Source organism: Pseudomonas sp. IT-P218, assembly GCF_949767605.1.
GTDB classification, from domain to species: Bacteria; Pseudomonadota; Gammaproteobacteria; order Pseudomonadales; family Pseudomonadaceae; genus Aquipseudomonas; species Aquipseudomonas putida_AE.
Genome location: NZ_CATKQQ010000055.1, coordinates 344,260 through 357,351, shown reverse-complemented (window position 1 = coordinate 357,351; position 13,092 = coordinate 344,260). Strand labels below are relative to the sequence as shown.

The 13,092-nt window shown below is 64.7% G+C and carries 1 protein-coding gene; it reads right to left on the bottom strand.

Translation table 11 applies throughout. The features are described from left to right. Positions 1–17 precede the first annotated feature (17 nt). A complete protein-coding gene (locus ACM6I6_RS24300; protein WP_414920819.1) occupies positions 18–13,013 on the bottom strand; it encodes a non-ribosomal peptide synthetase in 12,996 nt (4,331 codons plus the stop codon). Positions 13,014–13,092 lie beyond the last annotated feature (79 nt).

Below are 13,092 nucleotides of genomic sequence, written 5' to 3'. Positions count from 1 at the left end.
TCACAGGCGCTAGAGAATCAAAGGCCCTCCAACTCCGCCATCAGATCATTCAACCGATCCACCTTCTCCTCGGTGATCTCACTGGCCGCCAACCCATCGATGTACGCAGAAAGCTCCTCCACCGTGCTGCATTCGAACATCGCCCGCAGCGGCACATCGCGCTGCAGGGTTTTCTGCACCCGCGAGGCGATCTGCGTGGCCAGCAGCGAATGCCCGCCCAATTCGAAGAAATTGTCGCGGATGCCGACTTTCTCCACCTTCAGCACCTCGGCCCAGATGTCCGCCAAAGTCTGCTCCAGGTCGTTGCGCGGCGCCTGGTAGTCCTGGCTTTGCAGCTGGCCGATCTCCAGCGCCGGCAGGGCCTTGCGGTCCAGTTTGCCGTTGGCGTTGAGGGGCAGCTTGTCGAGCCACAGCCAGTGCAGCGGCACCATGTATTCCGGCAGCTCGGCGCGCAGGCGTTGCTTGATGCGCTCCAGGCGTTCAGGCGGAGTGAGTGTCGAATCCGCCGCCACCAGATAGCCCACCAGATGCTTGCCATTGACCCCCTCCTGCACACCGACCGCCGCGTCGCGGACTTGCGGTTGTTCATGCAGGCGCGCTTCGATTTCACCCAGTTCGATGCGGTAGCCGCGAATCTTCACCTGATGGTCGATCCGCCCGACGTATTCCAGCACGCCGTCAGTGCGACGGCGGGCCAGGTCGCCGGTGCGATACAGACGCTCGCCCGGTGCGCCGAACGGGTTCGGCACGAACACCTGGGCGGTGCGCAGCGGATCGCTGACGTAGCCGCGCCCGACGCCGGTGCCCGCGACGCACAACTCGCCCACCGCACCCAGCGGCACCAGTTCCAGCGCACCGTCGAGCAGGTACAGGCGGTTGTTGTCGGTCGGCGTACCGATCGGCAAGTAGCTGCCGCGGGTGGAGGCCAGGTCGACGCGGAAGAACGCCACGTCATCCGAGCATTCCGCCGGGCCATAGGCATTCACCAGGCCGATCTGCGGGTAGCGCAGCAGCCATTGATGGGCCAGCTCCGGCGGCATCGCCTCCCCTGTCGGCAGCATCCAGCGCAGGCCGTCGAGGCTCATGCGCTCCTGGGCGAGCATGCCCTGGATCAGCGACGGCACGCTTTCCAGCACGGTGATGCCCTGGCTCTGCACATGGGCGAGCAAGCCTTGCGGGTCGTGGGCGATGGCGTTCGGCACGATGTCCACCCGCGCGCCGAACAATGGCGCGGCGAGGAACTGCCACACGGAAATATCGAAGCTTTGCGAAGCGGTCTGGGCAATCACGTCGGCCGCGCTCAGCTCCAGGTACGGCACCTTGCTCAACTGGTTGTTGAGCATGCCGCGCTGTTCGACCATCACGCCCTTGGGCAAACCGGTGGAGCCGGAGGTGTAGATCACGTAGGCCAGGTTATCCGGCCCGCTGTGGATGCCCGGATTGGCCACCGATACATCGCTCGCCTGCACTTCTTCCCAGACCAGCAACCGCGGCCGACTGGCGCAACCAAACTCATCCAGCAACGCCAGCGCTTGTTCGTGACAGGCCCGAGTGCAAACCAGCAGCGGCGTGCGACTCAGGTCAATGATGCGGCCCAGGCGCTGGCTCGGCAGCCCCGGGTCCAGCGGCAGGTAACCCGCACCCGCCTTGAAGCTGCCGATGATCATGCCGAGCAGGTCGAGGCTGCGTTCGGCCAGCAGCGCCACCGGCTGATCCAGCCCGACGCCCGCCGCCATCAGTGCATGACCGAGGCGGTTGCTGCGCTGGTTCAGCTCCAGGTAGCTGTATTGCCGATCCAGGCAACTGGCGGCGACCCGCTGCGGATGCGCGGCCACCTGTGCTTCAAACAATGCAACGTAGCTCTGCTCCAGCGGGTATGCGTGTTCGCTCTGGTTGCAGCCGTGGATCAGGAAGTCCTGCTCTTCGGCACCCAGCAGCGGCAGGTCCGCCATGTCGCCATGGAAGCCTTCGACCAACGCCAACAGCAGGCGCTTGAACTCGCCTAGTATGCGCTCGACCGTGGACTCGTCGAAATAACGCTGGTCATAGGACAGGTGCAAGCCCAGGTCATCCCCCGGATAACACACCGCCGTCAGCGGGAAGTTGGTGTGGGTGCGGCCCGAGTCCGAGGTCGCGTTCAGGCTTTGCGCACGGTCCAGTACCGAGACCTCCACCGGGGCGTTCTCGAACACGAACAGGCTGTCGAACAGCGGCTGGCCCTTGGGCAGTTCGCTATTTTCCTGGATGCTCACCAGCGGCAGGTATTCGTACTCACGCAGCTGCATGTTGCTGTCGAGCAGACCGCTCAGCCATTGGCGCACGCTGCAACGCTGATGGTCTTCGGGCATTTTCACCCGCAGTGCGATGCTGTTGATGAACAGGCCGACGGTGCGTTGCATCTCCGGCATCTGCACCGGACGCCCGGCCACGGTGACACCGAACAGCACGTCGCGATCACCGCTCAAGCGGCGCAATACCAGGGCCCACGCCGCCTGGGCAAAGGTGTTGATGGTCAGCTGATGGGCCTGGGCCAGTTCACGCAGGCGTGCACCGTCGCGGGCATCGAGGCGGGTGTAGCGATCGCCGACGATCATGCCGCCGCTGTCGCCGGCATGTTCGCGCAGGAACGGCCGGTCGCTCGGGATCGGCGTGGTTCGCTCGAAGCCTTGCAGGTTGGTTTTCCACCAATTCCGCGCTTCGGCCAGGCTCTGGTGTTGCAGCCAGGCGATATAGTCGCGGTAACGCGGCGGCACGGCCAACTGCGCTTCCCGGCCTTCGCCGAGGGCGGTGTAGATCTCGAAGAAGTCGTTCATCAGCAACGAACGGCACCAGGCATCGATCAGGATGTGGTGGTTGCTCATCATGAACCAGTAACGCGCCGCGCCCACCCGGATCAGGCGCAGGTGGAAGGGTGCCTGATTGAGCAGATCGAACCCGGCCTCGCGCTCAGACTTGAGCAAGGCCTGCAGCTTTGGCTCCTGCTCGGCGTCGACGATGTCGCTCCAGTCCAGATATTCGATCGGCGTGCTGCCCGGCTTGTGGATCACCTGCAGCATGTCTTCGCCGACATTCCAGCAGAACGAGGCGCGCAGGGCTTCGTGGCGGGCGATCACCGCTTGCCAGGCCTGGGCGAAACGCTGGGGATCGAGCTCGCTGTTGATGCGGTAGCGATCCTGCATGTAGTACAGGCCCGTGCCCGGTTCCAGCAGGGTGTGCAGCAGCATGCCTTCCTGCATCGGCGTCAGCGGGTAGACGTCCTCAATCACTGCCGCGGCAATCGGCAGCGCATCCAGTTGCGCCTGGGTCAGTTTCGCCAGCGGGAAGTCCGACGGCGTCAGACCGCCCGCGTCAGCGCCCAGGCAGTGCTCGATCAAGCTGCTCAGTTCGCCCAGGTAAGCATCGGCCAATTCGCTGATGGTCTGTGGCTCGTAACGTTCGGCGCTGAAGGTCCAGCGCAGCACCAGCTCGCCGCCATAGACCTGACTGTCGACGCTCAATTCATTGGGCAGCGGCGCCCGGGCATCGTGGGCCGCGCCGATGGTTTCATCCAGCGGATGGAACAGCGCATCGGCGGCAAAGCTCTGGTCGAACTGCCCCAGGTAGTTGAAGGTGATCGGTGCCGCCGGCAGCTCGGCCATGCGCTGACGACTTGGCTCATCCGCCAGATAACGCAGCACGCCATAGCCCAGCCCCTTGTGCGGCACGGCACGCAGTTGCTCCTTGATCGCCTTGATCGAAGCGCCCTGCCCGGCCGCCTCTTCGATGTTCAAAGGTGTCAGGCGCAGCGGATAGGCGCTGGTGAACCAGCCGACGGTGCGGGTCAGGTCGATCTCGTCGAACAGCGCCTCGCGGCCATGGCCTTCGAGTTGGATCAGCGCCGAATCGTTGCCGCTCCAACGGCACAATACTCGGGCCAACGCGGTCAGCAGCAGGTCGTTGACCTGGGTGCGATAAGCACTCGGCGCCTGCTGCAGCAATTGCCGGGTGCGCTCGCTGTCGAGGCGCACGCTGACGGTTTGCGCATGGCGATGCTGACGGCCACCTTGCGGATGATCGCAGGGCAGCTCGGCGCTCGGCCCGGCCAATTGCGTCTGCCACCAGCCCAGTTCTTCACGCAGGGATTCGCTGCCGGCATAGGCCTGCAAGCGCGCGGCCCAGTCCTTGAAGGCGCTGGTTTTGGCCGGCAGTTTCACCGGCTGTTGTGCGTCGAGCTGGCGATAGACGTTCTGCAGATCGTCCAGCAGCACACGCCAGGAAACGCCATCGATCACCAGGTGGTGAATCGCGATGAACAGGCGTTGCTGGCCTTCGGGACCATCGACCAGCAGCACACGCAGCATCGGCCCTTCTGCAAGATCGAGGCTGCGCTGGGCATCGGCGAACAGGGCGGCGCATTGGTCCATGGACGTGACGCGCACTTGCCACAGTACCGGCATATCGGACATCGCCTGGTGCCGGGCTTGCCATTGACTGCCCACCTGGTTGAAGCGCAAGCGCAACGCATCGTGCTGTTCAATCACCGCCAGCAGCGCTTGCTCCAGGCGATGGGGTTCGAGAGTTACGCTCGGTTGCAGCAGCAACGCCTGGTTCCAGTGTTGACGCTGGGGAATGGCGGTGTCGAAGAACCAGTGCTGGATCGGCGTCAGGCGCGACTCGCCGCTGATCAAGCCTTGCTCGGCGGTGACCTGCTCGGTGCGGGTGGCCACGGCGGCGAGGGTCTGCACCGTCTGGTGCTGGAACAGGTCGCGGGGGCTGAAGTGAATGCCCTGCTGCCGCGCGCGGCTGACCACCTGGATCGACAGGATCGAGTCGCCACCGAGCTCGAAGAAGTTATCGTTGAGCCCGACCTGTTCGACGTTCAGCACTTCGCACCAGATCTGCGCCAACGCCAGCTCCAGCTCGTTGCTCGGTGCCACATACTGCTGGCGGTTCAACTCCGGGTCTGGCGCCGGCAGTGCGCGGCGGTCGAGTTTGCCGTTGGCGGTCAGCGGCATGCTCGCCAGCAGGACCAGGTGCGTGGGCACCATGTAATCCGGCAGCTGGGATTTGAGGTGCGACTTGAGCGATTCACGCAGTGCGCTTTGTCGGGACTCGTCCTGTTCGGCGACGTCGCAGACCAGATAACCCACCAGTTGTTTGCCGCTCGGCGCATCGAGCGCCAGCACCACCGCTTCGCGCACCGATTCATGCTCCAGCAGACGGGTTTCGATCTCACCCAGCTCGATGCGGAAACCGCGAATCTTCACTTGATGGTCGATACGCCCGAGGTATTCCACCAGGCCATCGGCGCGCTGGCGCACCAGGTCGCCGGTGCGATAGATACGCCCGCCGTTGCCGGCAAAAGGATCAGCCACAAAACGTTCCGCGGTCATGCCCGCACGCTGGTGATAACCCTGGGCCAGGCCGGCACCACCGACGTACAACTCGCCGGTCGCACCCTGCGGCACCAACGCCAGGTCGGCATCGAGAATGTAGGCCACGCGGTCACCGATCACGCTGCCGATCGGCACACTGCCGGCGCCTTCTTCCAACACCTGGGGCGCGAGGCTGGCCAGTGGCATGACCACGGTTTCCGTCGGGCCGTAGGCGTTGAAGAACAGCTTGGGATTGAACGCTGCACGAATCCGCGCCAGGTGTTCACCGGTCAGCGCTTCGCCGCCGGTGATGATCATGCGCACCGGCAGGGTTGCGTTTTGGGTTGCCAGCCACTGCGCCAACTGGCTGCCGTAGCTCGGGGTGAAACCGAGGATGTTGATGGGGTGGCGACGGATCAGGCCACAGATTTCTTCCGCGTCCCATTGGCCCTGGGCACGCAGCACCACCTGGGCACCGCTCAACAGCGGCACCAGCAGACGCTCGGTGGCGGCGTCGAAGTTGATCGAATAGAAGTGCAGCTCGCAGTCGTCGGGGCGCATGGCGAAACGTTCGATCACGGCGCGGCAATGCATGGCGATTTCGCCGTGGGACACCACCACGCCTTTCGGTTTGCCGGTGGAGCCCGAGGTGTAGATCAGGTAGGCCTGGTGTTGCGGCAGGTTGATGTTTGGCAGTTCGGTGACCGGGTAGTTGGCCAGCGCCGCGCTGTCTTCTTCCAGGCACCAGCGGCCAACGCCCGCGGGCAGTTCACCAAGGGACTGGAACATCGCCGCGTCACTGAGCAGTAGGCCGACGCCGCTGTCTTCGATCATGTAGTGCAGGCGATCCAGCGGATATTCCGGGTCCAGCGGCACGTAGGCGCCACCGGCCTTGAGGATCGCCAGCAGGCCGACGACCATCTCCAGCGAACGCTCGAGCGCCAGGCCCACGCGCACCTGCGGGCCGACGCCGCGCTCGCGCAGCATCCAGGCCTGGCGATTGGCGCGGCTGTCGAGTTCGGCGTAACTCAAGGTCTGCCCGGCGAAGGTCAAGGCCGGCGCATCGGGACGTGCTTGGGCCTGTTCGCTGAACAACTGATGGATGCACTGGTCGAGTCGATGCTCGCCCGGCTCGACGCCAAGGCTATCGAGCAACTGCTGTTGTTCGCCGGCGTCGAGCAACGGCAATTCACTGAGGCGCTGTTGCGGATCGGCAATCAGCGCCTCCAGCAGGTTGCGCCAATGGGCGGCCATGCGCGCAATGCGCGGCTCGTCGAAGAGGTCGGTGCTGTAGGTCAGGCAGCAACCGAGGCGATGATCGAGATCGGTGACTTCCAGGTTGAGGTCGAACTTGGTCGCGCGGGCATCGTTGGCCAGGTACTCAACGGTCATGCCGGCGAGGCGGCGGCTCTGCTGGAACTCCCAGCGCTGCACGTTGCACATCACCTGGAACAGCGGGTTGTAGGCGGCGCTGCGCGGTGGCTGCAAGGCTTCCACCAGATGATCGAACGGCAGGTCCTGATGGGACTGGCCTTCGATCACGGTATGGCGCACCTGCTCGAACAACTCGCCGACGGACATCTGCCCGTCCAGTTGGCAACGCAACACCTGGGTGTTGAGGAACGCGCCGATCAGCCCTTCGCTTTCCGGGCGAATGCGGTTGGCCACCGGCGCGCCGATGCGCAGGTCGGTCTGGCCGCTGTAGCGGTACAGCAGCGTGGCGAGGGCGGCGGTCATGGTCATGAACAGGGTCAGGCCATTTTGCGCGTTGAAGGCGCGGACCCGTGCCGCCAGCTCATCGCTCAGGTCGAAACGGTACAACTCACCCTGGTGACTTTGCACCGGCGGACGCGGACGGTCGGCCGGCAATTCCAGCAGCGGATGCTCACGGCCCAGTTGCGCCGTCCAGTAGTCGAGCTGGCGCTGGCGTTCACCGGACTCCAGCCATTGACGCTGCCAGACACTGTAATCCAGGTACTGCACCGGCAACGGCGCCAGCGGCGATTCGCGGTCGTCGACGAAGGCTTCGTAGAGCGCGCTGAGTTCCCGGGCAAAGATGTCCATCGCCCAGCCTTCGGTGACGATGTGGTGCAGGGTCAGCACCAGGTAGTGTTCCTGCTCGGCGGTCTTGACCAGGCAGGCGCGCAGCAGCGGCCCGGTCTCCAGGTCGAAGGGTTGGTGCGCCTCATCGTCGGCCAGTTGCTGCACTTGCCACTCGCGGCCATCGGCATCCAGCGCGGTGAAGTCCTTGCGGTCCAGGCGCACGCCAGTCTCGGCATGCACCTGCTGGCGCGCGACGCCATCGACGCTCGGGAAAGTGGTGCGCAGGGTTTCGTGACGCTGGATCAAGGCCTGCAACGCGGCCTCGAAACGCTCGACATCCAGCACCCCGCGCAAGCGCGCCATGCCGCCGACGTTGTAGGCCGGGCTGTCCGGTTCCATCTGCCAGAGGAACCACATGCGCTGCTGGGAATAGGACAGCGGCACCGGTTGGCTGCGGTCGACCCTGGCGATCGGCGGCTGTTCGTTGGTGCGGCCGCTGGCCTGGATCAAACGCACCTGTTCGGCAAAGGTGCCCAGCTCACTGTGTTCAAACAGCGCGCGCAGCGGCAACTCGACGTCGCAGGCCTGGCGGGTGCGGGAAATGATTTGCGTGGCCAGCAGCGAATGGCCGCCGAGGGCGAAGAAGTCATCGCACAGGCCGACTTGTGCAAGGCCCAGCACTTCACGCCAGATGCCGGCGATCTGCTGTTCCAGCGCAGTCACAGGCGCGACGTGTTCACGCACCTGCCACTGGGGTTCCGGCAAGGCCCGACGGTCGAGTTTGCCGCTCGGGCTGAGGGGCATTTGCTCCAGGCGCATCAGGTGCGCCGGGACCATGTATTCCGGCAGTTCGGCTGCCAGAGCGGTTTTCAGGCGGGTGCTTTGGGCTTCTTCGGCTTCACTGGAATCGGCGGTGTAGTAACCGATCAACTGACCGCCGGCTGACGTTTCGCGCACCAGCACCACCGCCTGGGTGACGCCGACTTGCGCCAACAGCCGCGCTTCGATTTCCTCCGGCTCGACACGGAAGCCGCGCAGCTTGACCTGCTGATCGAGACGTCCGAGGTACTCGATCACGCCATCGGCGGTCCAGCGCGCACGGTCACCGGTGCGGTACAGACGCGCGCCCTGCTCGCCCAGTGGATCGACCACAAAACGCTCGGCGGTCAGGCCCGGACGCCCCAGGTAACCGCGGGCCAGGCCGATACCGCTGATGCACAGTTCCCCCGGCACACCGGCCGGCACCGGGTTGAGGACGCTGTCGAGGACACGGCAGACGACGTTGCCCAACGGTCGACCGATCGGCGAGCGCTCGCCATCGGCGGCGGTGCAGTGCCAATGGGTCACGTTGATCGCGGTTTCGGTCGGGCCGTAGCGGTTGTGCAATTGCACCGCTGGCAGCTGTTCCAGCACGCGGTTGCGCAGTTCGGCGGGCAGCGCTTCGCCCCCGCAGAACAGCCGGCGCAGGCTGGTGCATTCGGCGCTGAGCGACTCGTCGATGAACACCGCCAGCAGCGCCGGCACGAAGTGCAGCGTGGTCACCCCGTACGCTTGGACCAGCTGCGCGATGCGCTGCGGATCGCGGTGTTCACCCGGGCCGGCAAGCAGCAGCCGGGCTCCAGTGATCAACGGCCAGAAGCACTCCCACACCGACACGTCGAAACTGATCGGCGCTTTCTGCATCAGCACATCGGTTTCATTCAAGCGGTAAGTGTCCTGCATCCATTGCAGGCGTTCGGCGAGGGCCGCGTGGGTGTTGCCGACGCCTTTCGGTTGGCCGGTCGAGCCGGAGGTGTAGATCACATAGGCCAGGTTGTCGCCGTGCAAATGCAGGCCCGGCGCATGGCTCGGCCAACTTTCCAGATGCAGGGCATCCATGGCAATGACGCTGACGCCTTCGCTGGCCGGCAGGCGATCGAGCAACGGTGTTTGCGTCAGCAGCAAATCGACCTTGCTGTCGCTGAGCATGTAGGCCAGGCGCTCGGCCGGGTAATCCGGATCGAGCGGCACGTAGGCGCCACCGGCCTTGATGATCGCCAGCAGGCCGATCAGCAGTTGCGGCGAACGCTCGCAAGCAATGGCCACGCAGACATCCGGACCGACGCCTTTGTCGCGCAGGTAGTGGGCCAGGCGATTAGCCTGGGTGTGCAGCTCGGCGAAATCGAGGCTGCCGCCGTCCCACATCAGCGCGGTGCGCTCCGGGGTCTGGCGAGCTTGATGGTTGAGCAGTTCCGGTAGCCATTGGCTGGCGGGCGGGCAAGGTGCAACGGCCCACTCGGCTTGTTGATTAATCTCAGGTCCGGTCAGCAGAGGCAGGTCGCCGATGGCGGTTTCCGGTTGCTCACCGATGGCGCGCAACAGGTGGCTGTAATGCTCCGCCAGACGCTCGATGGTCGCTGCATCGAACAGCTCGCTGGCGTAGTCGAAGGACAGGCTCAAGCGACCGTTGCGGTCTTCTTCGCTATGCAACTGCAGGTCGAACTTGGCCTCGCGGCTGTGCCACGGCAGCTCTTCGGCGAGCAGCCCGGGCAGACGCTTCAAGGCGCTGAGATCGCGCTGCTGATGGTTGAACATGACCTGGAACAGGCCTTGTTCACGGGCCTGGGGGAAGGCTTCAAGTAGTTGCTCGAACGGCAGGTCCTGATGCGCCTGTGCACCCAACGCGGCCTGGCGGGTTTGCGCCAGCAACTCAATGAATGGCAGACGCGAGTCCACCTCGGCGCGCAGCACCTGGGTGTTGATGAAGAAGCCGATCAGACCTTGGGTTTCCAGGCGCGGACGGTTGGCATTCGGCACGCCGATGCGGATGTCGCGCAGTCCGCTGTAGCGATGCAACAGGGTCTGGAACGCGGCGAGCAACAGCATGTACGGCGTGGCTTCGTGGGCATGGGCGGTGCGGCGAATGGCATCGCTCAGCGCCGCGTCCAGGCGCACGGTGTGGCGGGCGGCGCTGTGCAGCTGTTGCGCCGAGCGCGGGTGGTCGGTGGCCAGGTTCAGGGTTGGATGCTCATCGCCCAACTGCGCCTTCCAGTAAGCCAGTTGGCGCTCGCCCTCCCCTTGCGCCAGCCATTGGCGCTGCCAGCTGCCGTAGTCGGCGTACTGGGTCGGCAGCGGCGCGAGCGTGGCCTGTTGCCCTTGGGTTGCCGCCGCGTACAGCCGGGAAAATTCGTCGATCAACACATTCATCGACCAGCCGTCAGCGATGATGTGGTGCATCGTCACCAGCAGCTGGTGATCTTCGTCGTCGAGGCGCACCAGCGTCACCCAGAGCAACGGACCTTTCTCCAGGTCGAACTGGGTGCGCGCTTCGTCCTCGCGGATTTGTCGGGCCCGGGCTTCACGTTCGGCCATCGGCAGATCGCTGATGTCGATGCATTGCAGATTGAATTCAGCCGCCGCATCGACCTGCTGCAACGCCACACCATCACGCTCGAAGAAACGCGTGCGCAGGGATTCGTGGCGCTCGATCAACTGCTGGAAACTGCTGCGCAGCGCGTCTTCGTCGAGTTCGCCGCGCAGGCGCAAGGCACCGGGAATGTTGTAGGCGCTGCTCTGCGGATCGAGTTGCCAGGTGATCCACAGGCGATTTTGCGCCAGGGATTGTGGCATGGCCTCGGTGCGCGACAGCGAGGTGATCGCGCCTTGGGCGAGGCCACCGTCCTGTTGCTGCCGGGCCACCGCTTCGGCGAACGCGCCCAGGGTCGGCGCTTCGAACAGCAGGCGCAGGTTCAGCTCCAGGCCGAGTTGTTCGCGCAGACGCGCCACCACCTGCGTGGCCGCGATGGAGTTACCGCCCAGCAGGAAGAAGTGATCGTCAGCAGCAACCTGCTGGACCTGCAATTGCTCGCACCAGATCTGCCCAATCAGGCTTTGCAATTCCGAGCCGGATTCGCTGTTGGTTGCATTTTCGCTGACCACCGAAGGGAACAGCGCATAACTGTCGAGGCTGCCATCCACCAGGCGATTTCGGCACGCCGAGCGTTGCAGTTTGCCACTGGAGGTCTTGGGCAAGGCGCCCGGATTGAGCAGCACCACTACGCTCGGTGCTTGCTGATAGGCCTCGGCCACGGCCTGGCGGATGGCTTTGATCAAGCCGTCGGGCGGCAGGATTTTCTGCACGCTGCGGCTGATTTCCGCGGCGATGCCGATGCCTTCCTCACCGTCGATATTCACCGCAAAGGCGGCGACGCGACCCTTGCGCACCACCTCCACTTCACGCTCGACCGTCTGCTCGATGTCCTGTGGATAAAGGTTGTGCCCACGCACGATCAGCATGTCTTTCAGGCGCCCGGTGATGAACAGTTCACCCTCGCGGATGAAGCCCAGGTCACCGGTGCGCAGCCAGGTTTTGCCGGCATGCTGGACGAAGGTTTTTGCCGAGGCCTCGGGGTTGCGCCAGTAGCCATGGGCGATGCTCGGGCCGCTGGCCCAGACTTCACCGACCGCGTTGTCCGCCAGTTCGCTGAGCGACGCCGGGTCGATGATCAACACCGCATGCTCCGGCTGGCTGATGCCGCAGCTCATGATCGCGCTGCCCTCGCCGGCTTTGGCACGGTTTTGCGCCAGGGCCACGTCGTCCACCCGCAGATTGCCGATGCCTTGGCCACGCGCAGTACCGGCGACGAACAACGTCGCTTCGGCCAGACCGTAGGAAGCCATGAAACTGGCTTCGCTGAAACCGCAGCTGGCGAACTTCTCGGCGAAGCGCTCGAGGGTGTCGAGACGAATCGGTTCCGACCCGGAATAGGCCACGCGCCAGCCGCTCAGGTCGAGGCGCTCCAGGGCCGACTCACTGACCCGTTCGCTGCACAGGCGATAGGCAAAATCCGGCCCGCCGCTGATGGTGCCGCCGTATTCGCTGATCGCTTCGAGCCAGCGCAGCGGCCGACCGAGGAAGTACGCCGGCGACATCAACACGCACGGCACGCCACTGAAAATCGGCTGCAACAGGCCGCCGATCAGACCCATGTCGTGGTACAGCGGCAGCCAGCTGACGATCACGTCGTCGGGGTTCAGGTCGATGCCGAAACCGTGGCGGATCAGCAATTCATTCGCCACCAGATTGCCGTGGCTAACCTGCACACCTTTGGGCAATGCGGTCGAACCGGAGGTGTATTGCAGGAAGGCGATGTCATCGTCTGCCAGGTCCGGCGCGACCCAGCGTTCGGCGTGGACGCTGTCGAGGGTATCGACACACAGCAGCGGCGGCGCGCCTTCAATCTGCAGCAAAGAATCGCGCAGCCCGGCGCTGGTCAGCAACAGGCGCGGCTCGGCATCGCCGATGATCGACAGCAGACGCTCCTGGTGATGCCGGCGCGCCGATTCCGGCGGATAGGCCGGCACCGCGATCACCCCGGCATACAGGCAACCGAAAAACGCCGCGACGTAATCCGCCCCACTGGGAAACAGCAACACCGCGCGATCGCCAAAACCGGCCTCGGCCTGCAGCGCGCCGGCTATGGTGCGCGCCCGCTGATCCAGCTCGCGATAACTGAGCACCACAGCCTGGTCCTGGGTTTCGGCGAGAAAACGCAAGGCCACCCGATCCGGCGTCAGGGCCGCGCGGCGCTGGAGGGCTTGGACCAGTGTGCTGGGGAGTTCGAACGCGTCGGTCATGAGGTTTCCTGCCTGAATTCGGCTTGCAATTGGAATCGGTGTCGTAACGTCACGCCCCATTGGGGGGGCATGCAGGACG

What these genes read in the sequence shown, in the direction of transcription:
- ACM6I6_RS24300 (WP_414920819.1), bottom strand. Translation starts at nt 13,013, where the DNA reads ATGACCGACGCGTTCGAACTCCCCAGCACACTGGTCCAAGCCCTCCAG.